Genomic DNA, 17,587 nt, shown 5'->3' with positions numbered 1-17,587 from the left:
GTTTTTTATCTGTTGAAATTCTAAATAGATGCTTCAATCAAGTGCTTAAGATTGTCTAGGAGGCTATCCAAGGCTAGGACCGCTTTCTGTTGCTGGTCTGGCTGGTAGAGATGTTGGAAGTAGTCTTGGATATTGGCTTCAAAATCCTGAGGCAGGCGAGCGCAATTTTCTTTGGCATACTGGAGCATGCGCTTTTCGCCTGGATGGAGCTGCTCATTGAGGGCAAAGAGGGCATCAAAGTAGGAGGCGAAAAACTCGCTACTGCGATGATTGATACTGAGCAGGTCTTGGCGCTTGAGAGCTTTTTTGATCTGTCTTGAAAAAGCTGGCATAGCTTGGTCAAGGAGCAGGAGCTGCTTACTGATAATATTCTTTTTCAGTTTAGCTGGATAGGGTAGGCTGTACTTGCTCTGGAGGGCAGCATAGCGGCCGTCTCGATCGTAGAGAATCTTGCTGTGGATCAGATTGTACCACATACAGGTAGTGTAAGAATTCTGGGCTTGGTGCTCTAAAACGACAGTCCGCAGGTCTTGGTCAAAGTCGTCCAGCGAGCGGTAAATCAGCTCAATCTCGATACCATTATTGAGGACGCAGTCGTCTTCCAGTTCCCAAAATTGATTGCCAATTTCCATATAGGAGCAGTACTTGCTGAGGATTTCCTGGCGGATGGCTGGCTCGAGAGGAGCACTCAGGTAAACATAGACATCATAGTCTGAGTCTTGGTCAAAATGTTGGCCGGCCCGTGAGCCTCCGAGAGCCAGTGCTTCCACTTGCTCCAGTTGAGCCAATTCTTTAAAGAGATTTTGTGGCATAATCTTGTCCTTCTTATATTTTTCGACATCATTCTAGCAAAAAGTGAAAAGGTTTGCAAGGGGGGAAATAGGATCTTTTCTTTCTTTTAAAAAAACTTGATGAAGTGGAAGTGTCTAGAGTATTATTTTGATCAGAAAAGCCTTGGTCTTTCTAGGAGGTTTGTGATGTGATTTGGTTGTTTTCTATACATCTTTCTATTGATTTAATTTATTCTTTTCAGTAAGGTAGATAGGATTTTTTCATTGAAAAGACTCCATAATTCCTGCCAAAACAATTATAGAGCATATGACATCGGATACGAAAAAATAGGAGGTCGGGATGTCCCAGCCTCCTATTCTTCCTTCATCTGTTCAAAGATATAGAGAAAAAATTCTTTTGAAACTTCGAAATGTCCATATCTTATCTGAGAAGCGTATTGACGCCACTGAGGATGTTGCCGAACTTGCTCAATTGGGCAGTCTTTGACTGGCTGGTAGTAGCTGACATCTCGTCGAAATGGGACAAAGCCTTCAAACATCTCTACTTGATAAGCTGTGTCATCTAGAATTTTGCCAATTGCTGTAAAGGCCTGCAGCTTTTCCTGACCATTCAGCTGATACTTTGGGCTGTAGTACAGAAGATAGTCCCCCTTTTTCATTCGGTTTAATGGTGCTTTCTTTCCATGGCAGACTTGGCAAAAGCCTCCCTCTACACCTCTTAGGACGTGTTCTTTTGATACGACACCAATCCAAAATCTAGTCATTTTCTGCCTCCAGTGCTATTAAAAGTTGATTGAATACTTCCGTTTTGTTTTCTAATTTTCCAAAGAATGCCTGATCAATGCTTTCTACTAGAGGAAGGGCTTGGTTGACCTTTTGAAGCCCCGTATCCGTTAGAAGTATGATGTTGGCACGGCTGTCCTTGGGATGGACTTCCCGCATGATCAAACCTTTCTTGACCAAGAGGCGGATGATTTGGGATACGGTCATAACATCCATGTCAGAAAATCGGGCAATATCGGTCTGACTCACCCATTCTTGCTGACGCAGAAGCGCTGCAAGAGTGGTCAGAACGACAAACTGAGGATGGGTCAAATCGATCGTTTTCAGTTCGTTTTTTATCAGCCCATGCCACTTGTGGTAGGCACGGATAAAGAGCAGACCGGTTGATCTTTTGTATTCATCCCTATAGATGGAGTTAAACTGAGATTTTTCCATTAGCTTTTCCTCTGGATATTTTGTAAGTATGCTTATTATAATCTGACATCTTATTTTTGTCAATAAAAACCCAGTTTAGACTAAAAAGTCCGAACTGGGTTCTGTTTATAGTTTTTCTACATAAATCTGTTGGGCAATCATAGGGCTAACTTGGATTGCTTGGCCGTCTACTTCTAGTTGATAGAGCTGGCTGTAGTCGTCATACTGGAGGAAACGGATTTCTTGGTTTATGTTCAGATTGTGCTTTTCCAAATAAGCCAAAAGCTCAAAGTCGTCGTGGACACGGCGGATGAGGTAGCTACCAGGCTCCTGAGCGGAGGCCAAAGTTTGATGGTATTTTTCTTTTAGCAGCTGGTGTTTGGCTGGGATTGTGCCACCGTGAGGGCAGGTCTCAGGGAAATCCAGCATTTTTTCCAAGCCTGCGACAAAGCGTTCAGAAACGGTATGTTCCAGAATTTCGGCTTCCTGATGGATTTCGTCCGTGGTGTAGCCCAGCTTTTGGACCAAGAACACCTCAATCAATCGGTGCTTGCGGTAGAGGTCAGAGACCAGTTGCAGGCCTAGGTCGGTTAGCAGATAGCCCGCCTTTTTGTCCTTGATTAGAAGTTCTTCAGCCAGCATTTTCTTCATCATCTCCGTCACGGCTGGCGGAGAAACCTGCATGTGCTGGGCGATTTCTTTATTGGTGATTTTTTCCTGGCGCGTGCCAATTTCGTAAATACATTTTAAATAGTCTTCTTTATTTGGCGTCATCTTTTGTCCTCGTTGTTTTCCTAAGACTAGTATAGCAAAAAATGCTGAAAGAATACAATTCGAGGCCGAAAGTTCCTTTGTACGTTGACTTTTACATGAAATTTTGGCATATTTAGAGATAAATAGGAGAGGTCTCAAGGCTGCATGAACCTGCTAGCGGAGTACTAAACGGTGCTGAAGAAATTTCAACGGTGCTGAAGAAATTTCATATGATGGATGTGGATGGTGATGGAAGTAGAAATCGAGCAATACTGCCTAGAATTACAAGCACTCGGCTGGTCTCAAGCTGCCCTTGATACAGTTTTTCTGACAGAAATAGCGTCATTACTGTATGAATCTGATCGCCAGAGTCTTTTTGAGGAGGCCCTTATATTTGGCAGTCCGCTCTTTCAGAAGCTATGGTCTTTTGAATGTCGAGCAGTCCAGCCCCAGCAAGCTGAGAAGTTGTTAGAGCTAGCTATGTTCTATATGGACATGCCTGACGAATTGAGAGGAGAAGCAGCAGAAATCGACAAACTGCTCTCGCGTATGCATCCAGACTTATCGCCACATGCTTCCTTTTGGCATCAGTTTTCTCAAACGATTCGGCAGGCTTTTTCTCCAGCAGACTTTATTGCAGACAGTGGCAATCAAAGGTTAAAAGGTCAGTTGCACCAGTTTCGCTACCTTATTTCCAGTCAGCAAGCCCAGTGGGTCAGACAGCATTTTCGTAAGCCGGGGATGACAGACGGCCAGGCTCTTGTAGCCTATTTTCAGGCGTATCCAGATCTAGACTGCCAGCTCTGGGAATCTTCGCGGTTGCACAATAAAGCCTTTGTCTCTAAAGGTAAGGTGATCTATCCAGACCAGCAGCCCTATCAGGCCAATATCAAGATTCTCCATCGTTTCCATACCGAGTTTATTCTGGATAGGGAAGGGCGATTCCTTAATGTTTTGGATCCGGAAAGTAGCAGTCAAAATGGGCTAGTCAATGGAGCTAGTTTTAATTATGGGAAGAAACCTTCGTTTTTCAATCACAGTTCTCATTATTACTACGATGTCAAAAGTCCAGCCCAGTGGGATCCCCAGTTTCGCAGACTGGCGATCCGAAATGGCGGGCAAGCCTTCAAAGCCCCTCAGAATAATCGCGGTTTGGCTGGTTACCACACGGCTAAGAGTTGTTATGCGATTGCGGGGAAGAGCGCTAAAAGTCAAGTTGATGCCCAAGTAAAAAACTTTGAAAAATCATTAGTCGAAAAGTTAAAAGGGAAAGATTATCTCAAATATTTATGGAATAAAGTAAAAAATAAATATCTGAGATTATAGAAATGAGGTGGAAAGATGCCAATTAAAATGATCGCTACGGATATGGACGGCACCCTTTTGGATCCGAAAGGAGAGCTGGATTTGCCACGCCTGACAGCAGTTTTAGACCAGCTGGAAGAGCGGGACATCAAGTTTGTCATTGCGACGGGCAATGAAATCCAACGAATGCGCTTATTGTTGGGCGATTTGACAGAGCGTATGACCCTGATTGTCGCCAACGGCGCTAGAATCTTTGAAAAGAATGAAATGTTGCTGGGCACTTTCTGGCAGCCTGATTTGATTGCGGATACGCTGGCTTATTTTCAGGGTCAAGAACGAGAGGTGCATCTGGTGGTCACTTCTACTAAAGGCGGCTTTGTTCAGGACGGTACGGATTTTCCGATGATTAGCAAGATTATGACAGAAGAAATGGCGGTTCATTTCTACAAACGAATGAATTTCGTGCCTAATCTGCAAGATCATCCGTTGGAAGAAGTGCTGAAGATGAGCATTATGGTAGATGAAGCGCAAGCGGCAGAGATTACGCAGCAGATCAATACAGCATTTGCTGGAAGATTGAGTGCTGTGACCAGCGGTTATGGCGCGATTGATATTATCCAAGAAGGTCTTCATAAGGCTTGGGGACTTCGTCAGCTCATGGATCGGTGGCAAATCAAAAGCAAGGAAATCATGGCTTTTGGCGACAGTGAAAACGACTTGGAAATGCTGGAACTAGCGGATTTCTCCTATGCTATGGAAAATGGGGACGAGAAGATTAAGCGCATTGCCAGTCGCTTGGCACCAGCCAATTCAGAGGCCGGTGTTTTGCAAGTGATTGAGCAATACTTAGAAAAAGGAGTCTAAATGGCAGTTCAACTATTAGAACAGTGGCTTTTAAATGAGCAGGCAAAGATCCAGAAAAATTATCGGGATCTGAATCAGCTTGCAGTAAACGAGCCAGCGATTATTTTTATCGGTGATTCGATTGTGGAATATTTCCCACTGCATGAGCTATTGCAAAGTCCTAAAACCTTAGTCAATCGTGGTATTCGTGGCTACAAGACTGATTTGCTTTTAGAAAACTTGGATGCCCATCTCTTTGGGCAGGCTCTGGACAAGGTCTTTCTCCTAATTGGAACCAACGACATTGGCAAGGAGATGGCTCAGGCTGAAACGCTGGCCAATCTGGAAGCGGTTATTCAGGAAATTTCCCGCGACTATCCTCTGGCTCAGATCCAGTTGCTGTCCGTCCTGCCTGTGAATGAGCAGGAGCAGTACAAAGGGACAGTTTATATCCGAACGAACAAGAAAATCCAAGCCCTTAATCGTGCCTACCAAGAATTGGCCCAAGCCTACTACCAGGTCAGCTATGTCGATGTGTATTCGTCTTTATTGGATGAAGTGGGGCAGTTAGCAGAAGCCTATACGACAGATGGCCTCCATCTAAGTGTGGCCGGGTATCGCATCCTAGCCCAAGCTCTGCAGGAAACGTTATAGAGATAAAAATAGGGAGTGAAAAAAGCCCAACCAGACAAATCTTCAAAGGAAGATTTGTTTTTTTTTTTAACTTTTGGTTGACAAATGTAAATCTTAGGAGTAGAATAACATCACAAGGTTTACAAATGTAGATTTAGAAAGGAGAGGTCATGCAAATTTCCAATGCGGAATGGCGCATCATGAAGATTATCTGGATGGAAGGCAAGCAGACCAGCACGGATTTGATCGCAGTCTTGTCCGAGCGCTTTGACTGGTCGAAGTCGACGATCAAGACTCTCTTGACCCGCTTGGTGGAGAAAGGATGTTTGACTAGAGAAAAATCAGGCAAAGCCTTTGTTTACTCGGCTTTGTTGAAGCAGGACCAGAGTTTAGACTTGGTCGTTGAGGATGTGAAAGACAAGGTTTGCTCCAAAAGGATTGTCCAGGTGCTTGAAAACTTGATTCAGGCGAGTGACTTTACGCTTGCAGATCTTAATCAGCTGCAGCAGGTCCTGGAAGAAAAGAAAGCAGAGGCTGTCGAAACAGTCCCTTGCAATTGTATGTAATAGAAAGAAGGAAATTCCATGTTTGGATTGTTGATTAGTATTGTTTGTTTACTTGTGGTTGCTTTTATTGCTTGGTGGTTCTTTGCAGAGCATGAAAAGGTAAGCGGCCACGCTCGTCAGAAATCAGGTTATCAAGAAATTGAAGTCGAAGTCATGGGGGGCTATTCGCCTGAAACCATTGTCCTGAAAAAGAATGTTCCAGCCCGGATCATCTTTCATCGCAAGGATCCATCTTCATGTCTGGCTCAAGTGATCTTTCCAGATTTTGGCGTTCATGAAGATTTGCCTTTAGGTGAAAAACATGTCATTGAAATTACGCCAGAAAAAGCGGGCGAATATGGGTATTCATGTGGAATGAACATGATGCATGGTCACATGATTGTGGAATAAAGGAGTAGGTATGGTAGAAAAACAAAAAGCAGTTGTGGAAAACGGAGTGCAAAAGATCCGTATTACAGCAGAAAAAGGCTATAGTCCAAAGGAATTTCAACTTCAAAAAGGGATCCCTGCTGAAATCACCTTCCATCGGGTCAATCCTTCCGGCTGTTACAAGGAAATTCTGTTTGAAGATCAGGGGATTTTAGAGCCTTTGGAAGTCGGTGTGGATAAGGTGATATCCTTTACCCCGACAGAAACAGGGGACTTCGAGTTTTCATGTGGAATGAAGATGCAAAAGGGTTCTTACACGGTTGTGGAAAAACGCCGTCGTGTCTTAAGTTTACTGGGTCGCTTTTGGATTACTAGTATCTTTACTCTTCCCTTATTGATCTTGATGATCGGGATGATGGCAGGATTTGTATCCCATCCAGTCAGTCGCTGGGGGACTTTTCTAGCGACAACGCCGATCATGTTGGTAGCAGGAGTTCCTTTTATCAAGAGTGCCTGGGCCTCATTTAAGAAGCACCATTCCAATATGGATACCTTGGTAGCTCTTGGAACCCTGGTAGCCTATGTCTATAGTGTATTTGCCCTTTTTACTGGTCAGCCAGTATACTTTGAGGCTGCGGGTTTTATCATCTTCTTTATCCTCTTAGGGCAAATCTTTGAAGAACGGATGCGTAACAATGCCTCCGAGGCTGTGGAAAAGTTGTTGGATTTGCAGGCAAAAACGGCTCAAGTTCTCCGTGATGGGAACTATGTCGAGGTGGCGGCAGAAGATATCCAAATTGATGACTTGATTCGGGTCCGTCCTGGGGAAAAGATCGCGGTTGATGGGACGATTGTAGAAGGAAGTACGACCATTGATGAGTCGATGGTGACAGGTGAAAGCTTGCCTGTGGAAAAATCAGTTGGTGATGCAGTTATCGGCTCCACTATCAACAGCAATGGGACCATTCTCTTTAAGGCTGAAAAAGTCGGTAGTGAGACCCTCTTATCTCAAATTGTGGACTTTGTCAAAATGGCCCAATCCAGTCGTGCTCCTATTCAAGATTTGACGGATAAGATTTCAGGTATCTTTGTTCCAGTGGTGACGATTTTGGCCATTACGACTTTCTGGGTTTGGTCCGTGCTTCTGGGCGCGTCGCTTCAAGAGGCCATGCTCTATGCAGTCTCTGTCCTCATTATTGCCTGTCCTTGTGCCCTTGGTTTAGCAACCCCAACAGCCCTGATGGTCGGAACCGGCCGTAGTGCCAAGATGGGGGTTCTGATTAAAAATGGAACAGTTCTTCAAGAAGTGCAAAAGATTCAAACCGTTGTGTTTGATAAGACAGGGACTATTACCATTGGCCAACCACTTGTAACCGATGTTGTAGGAGATGAAGCGCGTGTCTTGACACTGGCTGCTAGTCTTGAAACTTTTTCAGAACATCCACTAGCCCAAGCGGTGTTATCCCAAGCAGAAGAAAAAGGTTTGGTGTTATCCCCTGTGGAAAACTTCCAAGCGATTGAAGGAAAAGGGGTCCAAGGTCAGATCGACCAGCAGTTGGTGACCTTGGGAAATGGCAAACTTCATGACGGGACAGCGATGGATCCGGAGCTTGAAAAACGGATGGTAGAGTTGCAAGAGCAGGCCAAAACAGTGATCAGTTTGTCTGTGGATGGGCAAGTGATTGGCTTGATTGCCATTCAAGATGCTCCGAAGGCCAGCTCAAAAGAAGCGATCAAAAAGCTCAAAGAACGGGGCTTGAAAACGGTCATGTTAACGGGGGATAATGAACGGGTGGCCCAAGCTATTGCTAAGCAAGTGGGAATTGACACCGTCATTGCTGATGTCCTTCCTCAAGAAAAAGCTAGCGCCATCCAAAAACTGCAAGAAGCTAGCAAGGTCGCCTTTGTTGGAGATGGGATTAATGATGCTCCAGCTCTCTCGATCGCGGATGTGGGGATCGCTATGGGATCTGGAACGGATATTGCGATCGAGTCCGGTGGCATCGTGCTCACGCAAAATGATTTACTTGGCGTTGTGCGCGCCTTTGACATGAGCCAAAAGACCTTCCGCAGGATCTTACTCAATCTCTTCTGGGCCTCTATCTACAATATCCTTGGGATTCCAATTGCTGCTGGAGTCTTTGTAGGACTGGGATTGACCCTCAATCCAGAACTAGCAGGTCTTGCTATGGCCCTTAGTTCTTTGTCTGTTTTGACTAGCTCGCTGCTTCTCAATGTTGAGAAAATTGATTAAATGAAATAAAAAGTGATACAGAATTTTGTATCGCTTTTTGTTTAATTTCCTACAGCTACAAGTCTTAGAGGTGCATGCAAATTATAATAAAATATCCTATTCTACTATAGTTTGTGAAATTTTCTCAAAAAGAGCATCTGTTATGTAATAGGGATTGAGTATCTCTGAGCAGATTCTTATACATGTGAATCTCTTTGTGATAAATTAATACTGTAATCGTTTTGTAAATCGTTTTCATGAGAAATGTCAGAAAAAACTCATTTTCAAAACGAAACCTGATCGCAAAGATGGAGTAGAAGCGCTATGCTACATTTTTAAAGGATCAATATAGATTTAAAGGAGAGTTATCATTATGACTCAAGGGAAAATTACTGCATCTGCAGCAATGCTCAACGTATTGAAGACATGGGGCGTAGATACTATCTACGGTATCCCATCAGGAACACTCAGCTCACTCATGGATGCTTTGGCTGAAGACAAAGATATCCGCTTCTTGCAAGTTCGCCACGAAGAAACAGGTGCTCTTGCAGCGGTGATGCAAGCTAAATTCGGCGGCTCAATCGGAGTTGCAGTTGGTTCAGGTGGTCCAGGTGCAACTCACTTGATTAACGGTGTTTACGATGCAGCTATGGACAACACTCCATTCCTTGCTATCCTTGGATCACGTCCAGTCAACGAACTCAACATGGATGCCTTCCAAGAATTGAACCAAAACCCAATGTACAACGGTATCGCTGTTTACAACAAACGTGTAGCTTACGCTGAGCAATTGCCAAAAGTGATTGACGAAGCTTGCCGTGCTGCAGTTTCTAAAAAAGGTCCAGCTGTTGTTGAAATCCCAGTAAACTTCGGTTTCCAAGAAATCGACGAAAATTCATACTACGGTTCAGGTTCATACGAACGTTCATTTATCGCTCCTGCTTTGAACGAAGTTGAAATCGACAAAGCGGTTGAAATCTTGAACAATGCGGAACGCCCTGTGATCTACGCTGGTTACGGTGGTGTCAAAGCTGGTGAAGTGATTACAGAATTGTCACGTAAAATCAAAGCACCAATCATCACAACTGGTAAAAACTTTGAAGCTTTCGAATGGAACTACGAAGGGTTGACAGGTTCTGCTTACCGTGTTGGTTGGAAACCAGCCAACGAAGTGGTCTTTGAAGCAGACACAGTTCTTTTCCTTGGTTCAAACTTCCCATTTGCTGAAGTTTACGAAGCATTCAAAAACACTGAAAAATTCATCCAAGTGGATATCGACCCTTACAAACTTGGTAAACGTCACGCCCTTGATGCTTCAATCCTTGGTGATGCAGGTCAAGCAGCTAAAGCTATCCTTGATAAAGTAAACCCAGTTGAGTCTACTCCATGGTGGCGTGCAAACGCGAAGAACAACCAAAACTGGCGCGATTACATGAACAAACTCGAAGGTAAAACTGAGGGTGAATTGCAATTGTATCAAGTTTACAATGCAATCAACAAACATGCTGATCAAGACGCTATCTACTCAATCGATGTAGGTGACACTACTCAAACATCTACTCGTCACCTTCACATGACACCTAAGAACATGTGGCGTACATCTCCACTCTTTGCGACAATGGGTATTGCCCTTCCTGGTGGTATCGCTGCTAAGAAAGACAATCCAGATCGCCAAGTATGGAACATCATGGGTGACGGTGCATTCAACATGTGCTACCCAGACGTGATCACAAACGTTCAATACGACCTTCCAGTTATCAACGTTGTCTTCTCAAATGGTAAATATGCCTTCATCAAGGACAAATACGAAGACACAAACAAACACTTGTTTGGTTGTGACTTCCCTAATGCTGACTATGCGAAAATCGCTGAAGCTCAAGGAGCTGTTGGATTTACAGTTGACCGTATCGAAGACATCGATGCAGTTGTTGCAGAAGCCGTGAAACTCAACAAAGAAGGTAAAACTGTTGTCATCGATGCTCACATTACTCAACACCGTCCACTTCCAGTAGAAGTACTTGAATTGGATCCAAAACTTCACTCAGAAGAAGCAATCAAAGCCTTCAAGGAAAAATACGAAGCAGAAGAACTCGTACCATTCCGTCTCTTCTTGGAAGAAGAAGGGTTGCAATCACGCGCAATTAAATAATTCCTTTGTGGAACTTAAAAAGATCGGAGCAGTCCGGTCTTTTTCTTTGTCCTCTTACTTATCACAAGATTGTGATAGTTTACATCTTCATAACAAAGGGATAAAAGGGCTTGATTGTTTTGGACTATCATTATAAAATATAACCGAAAAATGAAAGAGGTATCGAAAATGTCTGAAAAACAAATGAAAATTTTGGGATGGGTTGCAACCTTTATGTCCGTAATGATGTATGTGTCCTATTTTCCACAAATCATGAACAACCTAGCGGGGCAAAAAGGGAATTTTATCCAGCCGCTCGTTGCAGCAATCAACTGTAGCCTTTGGGTCTACTACGGACTTTTCAAAAAAGAAAGAGATATTCCGCTTGCAGCAGCAAATGCACCGGGAATCATTTTTGGACTGGTGACGGCCATCACGGCTTTGATTTAAAAAGTCGCAAATAGTTAGTATTCTTGTATCCTTTTTTATATTTTGTTAAAATAGAAGCCTAACGAAGGTTTAGGAGTGAGTGAATCAAGGTGTCGACGAGTTTCTTTTTATTATTTGGCTGTATGATGCTAGCGTTTGCTGCCTTTACCTATTTTATGTACAGTAAGTTGGTTTTTAGTGGTTATTTAGATGATAAAAAATGTACTGAAAAGACTGAAGGAAAAATCATAAGATACTCAAATGTTCTTTATAATAATGTTAGTCTCCCAGTTGTAGAATATACTGTTGACGGGAATCAGTACAAGGTAGTAGGGCCAAGATTTCTTTCTAGCGTATCAAAAACGGTTGCTACACCGCTTAACTCTGTTGTTTCTGAAGTAAAGTTGGAAGGTTTCGATAATGGAGAAATTCCACAAGTGTTAAGGTATCAGGTACGGCGAAATAGTTTCATTTCTGTAACAAAATCACCACTTATGGAGCGCTTCCCAATCGGTGGAAAGGTCACTGTTTACTATGATCCGAACAAACCTAAACTTTCTTACGTGGAAAGGCCATTAAAGCCAGGTCGCTTTTTATGGCTGACTAAATTATCAGTCTATCTTCTTATCCTAATGATGCTTGCTTCAGCCGTCTTCATCATGTTTATTCTTCCAAATCTTGTCAAATAGAAGTTGATTGCTTTGTTCTCAAGCTCAGCTTTTCATCATGAGAGTGGGACAGAAATCATTAATTCGTTAGAATTCGATTTCGTCGTCCCACCTCCGCACAGTTGAGTAGTGCTGTAGAAGCTGATGAAATCAGCGTAATAGAGCCCACTCAACCACTGCGTCTGCTCGACAATCCAAAGACAATTGAGAGGCTAGGACTTTTGTCCCGGCCTCTTTTTGCTGAAGAAATCTTTGAAGACGATCTCTTTAAAAAACCGAACCCTGAAAATTTGTCGAATAAAACAAAATAGTAGAATAGTATCATTATTTAGCAGTATTTCACAAGTAAAGGTCTGGATATTGGAGTATAATATAAGTAAATGAAGTAGTAAAATAAGAAAGTGGGTAGAGATATGACCGAAAAACTGACTTTTCCTGATGGTTTCTTGTGGGGCGGAGCGACAGCTGCCAACCAGTGTGAGGGCGCTTATGATGCAGATGGTCGTGGGCTGGCTAATGTAGATGTGGTGCCGATTGGTGAGGATCGTCTGGCCATCATCACGGGTAAGAAAAAGATGTTTGACTTTGAGGAAGGCTATTTCTACCCAGCCAAGGAAGCCATTGATATGTACCATCGCTTCAAGGAGGACATTGCCCTCTTTGGTGAGATGGGCTTTAAGACCTATCGACTGTCCATTGCTTGGAGCCGGATTTTCCCTAAAGGGGATGAGCTGGAGCCCAATGAAACTGGCCTGAAGTTTTACGAAGACCTCTTTAAGGAATGCCACAAGTACGGCATTGAGCCCTTGGTGACCATTACCCACTTTGACTGCCCTATGCACTTGATTGAGCAATATGGTGGTTGGCGGAATCGTCTTATGCTGGAATTTTACGAGCGTCTCTGCCGCACTCTCTTTACACGCTACAAGGGCTTGGTCAAATACTGGCTGACCTTCAATGAGATTAACATGATCCTCCATGCACCCTTTATGGGGGCGGGGCTCTGCTTTGAAGAAGGCGAAAATGAGGAGCAGGTCAAGTATCAAGCAGCCCATCATGAGTTGATCGCGTCAGCCATTGCCACCAAGCTGGCTCATGAGATTGATCCAGAAAATAAGGTCGGCTGTATGCTGGCGGCGGGGCAAAATTATCCTAATACCTGTCATCCACGCGATGTGTGGGCTGGTATGGAGGAAGACAGGAAAAACTATTTCTTCATCGACGTACAGGCGCGTGGCGAATATCCTAACTATGCTAAGAAAGCTTGGGAGCGCGAGGGCATCACTGTCGAAATGACAGAAGAAGACCTGCAGCTGCTCAAGGAACATACGGTGGACTTCATTTCCTTCTCTTACTACTCTAGCCGGGTAGCTTCGGGCGATCCTAAGGTCAATGAGCTGACGGAGGGAAATATCTTTGCTTCTCTCAAGAACCCTTATTTGGAAAGCTCTGAGTGGGGCTGGCAGATTGATCCTCTGGGCTTGCGCATTACGCTAAATACCATCTGGGATCGTTATCAAAAGCCTATGTTTATCGTGGAAAATGGTCTGGGTGCAGTAGATACTCCAGATGAAAATGGCTATGTGGCTGATGATTACCGGATTGACTATCTGGCGGCCCATGTCAAGGCTATGCGGGAAGCTATCAATGAAGACGGCGTAGTTCTGTGGGGCTACACGACCTGGGGCTGTATCGACCTAGTATCCGCTGGCACTGGTGAGATGAAGAAGCGCTATGGCTTTATCTATGTGGACCGGGACAATGAAGGCAAGGGAACACTCAAACGCTCCAAGAAGAAATCCTTTGACTGGTATAAGGAAGTCATCGCGACTAACGGAGCATCTGTCAAATAAGATCAAGGAGGCTGGGACAAAAGTCCTAGCCTCTCAATTGTCTTTGGATTTTCGAGCAAGACGCAGTGGTTGAGTGGGCTCTACTAGGCTGATTTCATCAGCTTTTATAGCCCTACTCAACTGTGCGGAGGTGGGACGACGAAATCGAATTCTAACCAATTACCGATTTCTGTCCCACTCTCTTTCTTTTGTATCGTTTATATTTGATTGACTTGCTGGCTCATCCTTGCTACACTAGTTTTATCAAGCTATTGGAGAATGAGAATGGCCAATCTTTTACTAATTGAAGACAACAATGATATTCATGAGATTTTGAAAAATCTCTTTACGCAGGAGCATGTCGTGTTTTCAGCTTATTCTGGAACCGAGGGACTGCGGATTTTTGCGGAAGAAGAGATTCATCTAGTCCTGCTAGATATTATGCTGCCGGGAAAAAATGGCGATGAGGTGCTGAGGGAAATTCGCAAGACCAGTCAGGTGCCAGTAGTCATGCTGACCGCTCTGGGTGAAAAGAGTCTCGTAAGCCAGTATCTGCTGGACGGTGCCAATGATTACATTGTCAAGCCTTTTAATCTAGACGAAGTGGCGGCGCGTGTCACTGTCCAACTGCGAGGCAGTCAGCAGTCCCAGCCTAAGCCTGCTGGGGAGACCACAATCAAAAATATCCGCCTTCTGCCAGATACCTTTGAAATTGCTTCTGGTGACCAGTCCATGCGGCTAGGGAAGAAGGAATTTCAGATCTTCCAGACCTTGCTGGCTCATCCTAAAAAGATTTTTACCAAGGAGGAGCTGTATGAGTCGGTCTGGGAGGAGACCTATCTGCCAGGCGATAATACGCTCAATGCCCATCTCAGCAATCTTCGTAAGAAATTAGCCCAGTTGGATAGTTCGACAGACTATATCGAGACCATTTGGGGTCTGGGCGTGCGGCTCAAGGAGGATTAGCTATGTGGTGGATTGCATGTGTATTGATAATCCTGTTCTTACTAGTCTTTCTCGTTCGCTATCATCTGACGATTCGTAGTCTGACCAGCCAGATCCGTGACAAACATCGTACAGGAAGTCAGGTTCGCTTGACCTTGAGAGATCAAGCTCCTAGTCTAGTGGCTCTGACTGACGAGGTGGAGCAGCTTTTTCAGGAAATTGATAAGATGTCCTTTGTAACCCAGCAGGAAAAGAAAACCTTGGACATGGCTATTAGTAATATTGCTCACGATATCCGAACGCCACTGACCATTGCTAGTGGCTACACGCAACAGCTACTCAAAGACGCTGATAAGGAGCAGATGGATCAACAGCTACAAAAGATTGCAGATAATCTAAGTATGGTATCCAGACGCTTGGAGGCTCTGATGGAATACCGTCGCTTGATGGAGGGAGCCATTCGACCGAAGTTGCAGCGGGTAGACCTATCCCAGCTGGTCACCCAGCAGCTCTTTGCTTACTACGATGCCTTTCAGCAAGCAGAGATTGATTTAGATGTGGATCTCTCTGAAAATCTGCTTCTGGAAACGGACAGTGACATCTTTGATCGAATTGCCCAGAACATGCTCAGCAATGTCCTCAAACATGGTCGAGAAGCAGCCAGCATCAGTCTGAAAAATGAAGGGCAAAAGGTTATTTTCCAGGTCAAAAATAAGGTTCAGAAGCCTATTTTGCATCTGGATAAACTGACCAATCGCTTCTATTCTGAAAATCTTTCCAGTAGTGAGGAGTCGTCTGGGCTGGGCCTTTATATCACCCAGCAGCTGGTCGAAATCTTGGGTGGTGATTTGACCATTCAAGCAGAGGACGATTGGTTTGAATTGATTGTGGCCTTATAAAAAAGAATCAGCTAGTCAGAAGATTAGCTGATTCTTTGGTTTTAGAGATCTTTTTTCTTAAAAATGAGGAGGCTGTTGCCTAGGAAGAAGACTGCTATGCCAATTGCTACTAAACTAGCTTGTAAAACAACAGCAGGATCCGTAGCCATCTCTATTCCAAATCGTAAGGTTAAATAGCGGTACAACTCTATATGGGGATAGAGTAAGACTGGAAAGGCAAGCAGGGCGCTTCCGATAAAATAGGTAACAAAGACCGCAGCAATGGAATGGCTGATATAAAGGACGAAAGACACAATACTAATCCAAGCGATGGTTATCATGAGCTGGACGAGAATAGTTATGAAAAATTGACCAAAGAAACCTGCCGGAGCTGTCCCAATTCCGTTGATAGAGCTAGCGATGATGAAGGATAGCCCTAGCAAGAGGATGAATTGGAAGATGGCGACAACAAAGGAGACCAAAGTTTTAGATAAGAAGAACTCTGTACGTGAAATACCGTGAGCGAGGCTGTTTTTATAAAGCTTACGGGACAAGTCCACACCTAATAAGAGGCAGACGACAATGAGAGTGAAAAATATAACATTGTCAGAATTTCCAGAGAAATGGGCAAGAGCCTTGATACCCGTCATTTTTACTGGTGCTTGCAGAGCGACGTTATGTCCATCCGTCTCAATGGATGTTCCAAATCTGCTGGTAACCTTATAGAGGACGCCGATCAGGATATTGGCTAGTAAAACGAACTCAGTAATCCAAAAGCCCTTGGAGTGGAAGAGACGGTAAAAGTCAGCGCGAATGGTTTGAATCATGATAGACCTCCCTGGTTTTGATCAAGTAAATCTGTAAAGAAATTTTCGAGATTTTGCCGTGCATAGTAGATTTCTTGAATGACTAAGTCAGCTGTGGCTAGCTCTTTTACGATATTGTTGATGTTGTGCGAATGGGTAAAGACATGGATCTCATTGAGAGCATTGACCACCTTGATTCGGTAGCCTAATTGGTCTTGGAGCAGCTGGCTGGCTTCCTCCAAATGATCCGTTTTCAAGACGATATAATCTTCACTTTGCTCTTCAAATTCAGCCTTGGAAATTTCCTTGATCATATGACCTTGGTCGATGATGCCAAAGCGCGTAGCGACTAGATAGAGCTCGGATAGGATATGGCTGGAAATAACAAAGGTCATGCCCAGCTCTTCATTGAGCTTTTGGACAAGCTGGCGGAATTCCTTGATACCGACAGGATCTAGTCCGTTGATAGGCTCATCTAAAATCATCAGATCTGGCTTGGATAGGAGGGCGATAGCGATGCCCAAACGTTGCTTCATCCCAAGGGAGAAGTCACGAAATTTCTTTTTGCCAGTGTCAGTCAGGTCTACATAGTTGAGCGTTTCTTGGATGGCCTTATCGGCATTAGGTATCTGGCGGAGTTTGCAGTAGTAGCTGAGATTTTCGTAGGCGGTCAAGTGGTTGTGGGCAACGGGCGTTTCAATGACCGAGCCGACCCGCTTGAGGGCTTGTGTCCATTCGGCCTGGTTGCTGGAACCAAAGAGAGACACGGTTCCGTTGCTGGCATGCATCAGCTGGGTCATGATTTTGATCAGAGTGGTTTTACCAGCCCCGTTTTTACCGATGAGACCGTAGATATCTCCTTTTTTGATGGTCAGATTGACATCGCTCAGAGCTTGCTGCTGGCCGAACTTTTTGCTGACCCCTTGTAAAACTAAAATATTTTCCATGGTTTTACTTCTCCTTTTTGAATTATCTTTGGAAATCCTTTCCTCACTACCTAGTATATCGGACACTTATTAAGTATTCATCAAGCATTTCTAAAATATTTCTAAAATCTTGAAATAGCAGGCATACTTCTTGTCTCAGTGGACTGCAACCTATAGAAAAGAGAGTGGGACAGAAATCGGTAATTGGTTAGAATTCGATTTCGTCGTCCCACCTCCGCACAGTTGAGTAGGGCTGTAAAAGCTGATGAAATCAGCGTAGTAGAG

General features: G+C 44.1%; 18 protein-coding genes. 12 read left to right on the top strand and 6 right to left on the bottom strand.

Features of this window, described 5'->3' with window-relative positions; all coding sequences use genetic code 11:
• Positions 1-20: 20 nt before the first annotated feature.
• From D8792_RS06795 to D8792_RS06780, 4 genes are all read right to left on the bottom strand, one after another.
• A complete protein-coding gene (locus tag D8792_RS06795) occupies positions 21-812 on the bottom strand; it encodes a nucleotidyltransferase domain-containing protein (protein ID WP_125373426.1) in 792 nt (263 codons plus the stop codon).
• A gap of 332 nt (positions 813-1,144) precedes the next feature.
• On the bottom strand, positions 1,145-1,555 hold the full coding sequence (locus D8792_RS06790; RefSeq protein WP_125373425.1) for an EVE domain-containing protein: 411 nt from the start codon (positions 1,553-1,555) through the stop codon (positions 1,145-1,147).
• A complete protein-coding gene (locus tag D8792_RS06785) occupies positions 1,548-2,009 on the bottom strand; it encodes a MarR family winged helix-turn-helix transcriptional regulator (protein WP_125373424.1) in 462 nt (153 codons plus the stop codon). Before D8792_RS06785 ends, D8792_RS06790 begins: the two co-directional genes overlap by 8 nt.
• A gap of 105 nt (positions 2,010-2,114) precedes the next feature.
• Positions 2,115-2,762 (bottom strand): metal-dependent transcriptional regulator, encoded by a 648-nt coding sequence (locus tag D8792_RS06780; protein ID WP_125373423.1) that lies wholly within the window; start codon positions 2,760-2,762, stop codon positions 2,115-2,117.
• Between the two features lie 222 nt (positions 2,763-2,984).
• Between D8792_RS06780 and D8792_RS06775 the strand changes: the two genes are divergently transcribed.
• From D8792_RS06775 to D8792_RS06710, 12 genes are all read left to right on the top strand, one after another.
• Positions 2,985-4,067 (top strand): DUF3114 domain-containing protein, encoded by a 1,083-nt coding sequence (locus tag D8792_RS06775; RefSeq protein WP_260470244.1) that lies wholly within the window; start codon positions 2,985-2,987, stop codon positions 4,065-4,067.
• A gap of 15 nt (positions 4,068-4,082) precedes the next feature.
• Complete coding sequence (locus D8792_RS06770; protein ID WP_125373421.1) at positions 4,083-4,910, top strand: Cof-type HAD-IIB family hydrolase; 828 nt, start codon at positions 4,083-4,085, stop codon at positions 4,908-4,910.
• On the top strand, positions 4,911-5,543 hold the full coding sequence (locus tag D8792_RS06765; protein WP_125373420.1) for an SGNH/GDSL hydrolase family protein: 633 nt from the start codon (positions 4,911-4,913) through the stop codon (positions 5,541-5,543).
• Between the two features lie 149 nt (positions 5,544-5,692).
• On the top strand, positions 5,693-6,088 hold the full coding sequence (locus tag D8792_RS06760) for a CopY/TcrY family copper transport repressor (protein WP_045498041.1): 396 nt from the start codon (positions 5,693-5,695) through the stop codon (positions 6,086-6,088).
• Between the two features lie 18 nt (positions 6,089-6,106).
• The gene (locus tag D8792_RS06755; RefSeq protein ID WP_045498039.1) at positions 6,107-6,478 is read left to right on the top strand and encodes a cupredoxin domain-containing protein; all 372 of its coding nucleotides are present in this window, start codon (positions 6,107-6,109) and stop codon (positions 6,476-6,478) included.
• 10 nt (positions 6,479-6,488) lie between these two features.
• Positions 6,489-8,711, top strand: a complete 2,223-nt coding sequence (locus D8792_RS06750; protein ID WP_125373419.1) for a heavy metal translocating P-type ATPase — start codon at positions 6,489-6,491, stop codon at positions 8,709-8,711.
• A gap of 352 nt (positions 8,712-9,063) precedes the next feature.
• A complete protein-coding gene (gene spxB / locus D8792_RS06745; protein WP_125373418.1) occupies positions 9,064-10,839 on the top strand; it encodes a pyruvate oxidase in 1,776 nt (591 codons plus the stop codon).
• 168 nt (positions 10,840-11,007) lie between these two features.
• Complete coding sequence (locus D8792_RS06740; protein WP_001291471.1) at positions 11,008-11,268, top strand: SemiSWEET family transporter; 261 nt, start codon at positions 11,008-11,010, stop codon at positions 11,266-11,268.
• An 89-nt stretch (positions 11,269-11,357) separates the two neighbouring features.
• Positions 11,358-11,936 carry a DUF3592 domain-containing protein gene (locus tag D8792_RS06735; protein ID WP_125373417.1) on the top strand — a complete coding sequence of 193 codons (579 nt, stop codon included), beginning with the start codon at positions 11,358-11,360 and terminating at the stop codon, positions 11,934-11,936.
• Positions 11,937-12,328: 392 nt separating this feature from the next.
• A complete protein-coding gene (locus D8792_RS06725) occupies positions 12,329-13,768 on the top strand; it encodes a 6-phospho-beta-glucosidase (RefSeq protein ID WP_125373416.1) in 1,440 nt (479 codons plus the stop codon).
• A 264-nt stretch (positions 13,769-14,032) separates the two neighbouring features.
• Positions 14,033-14,713, top strand: a complete 681-nt coding sequence (locus D8792_RS06715; RefSeq protein WP_125373415.1) for a response regulator transcription factor — start codon at positions 14,033-14,035, stop codon at positions 14,711-14,713.
• A gap of 2 nt (positions 14,714-14,715) precedes the next feature.
• Positions 14,716-15,591: a sensor histidine kinase gene (locus tag D8792_RS06710; RefSeq protein ID WP_125373414.1), complete on the top strand. Its 876-nt coding sequence runs from the start codon at positions 14,716-14,718 to the stop codon at positions 15,589-15,591.
• Positions 15,592-15,632: 41 nt separating this feature from the next.
• On the opposite strand, the gene D8792_RS06705 is transcribed toward D8792_RS06710, so the two are convergent.
• A complete protein-coding gene (locus tag D8792_RS06705) occupies positions 15,633-16,397 on the bottom strand; it encodes an ABC-2 transporter permease family protein (RefSeq protein WP_125373413.1) in 765 nt (254 codons plus the stop codon).
• Positions 16,394-17,323 carry an ATP-binding cassette domain-containing protein gene (locus D8792_RS06700; protein ID WP_125373412.1) on the bottom strand — a complete coding sequence of 310 codons (930 nt, stop codon included), beginning with the start codon at positions 17,321-17,323 and terminating at the stop codon, positions 16,394-16,396. The genes D8792_RS06705 and D8792_RS06700 overlap by 4 nt, the downstream gene beginning before the upstream one ends.
• Positions 17,324-17,587: the final 264 nt, after the last annotated feature.

This window comes from Streptococcus cristatus, assembly GCF_003943505.1.
GTDB classification, from domain to species: Bacteria; Bacillota; Bacilli; order Lactobacillales; family Streptococcaceae; genus Streptococcus; species Streptococcus cristatus_E.
This window is presented reverse-complemented; position numbering and strand designations above follow the sequence as displayed.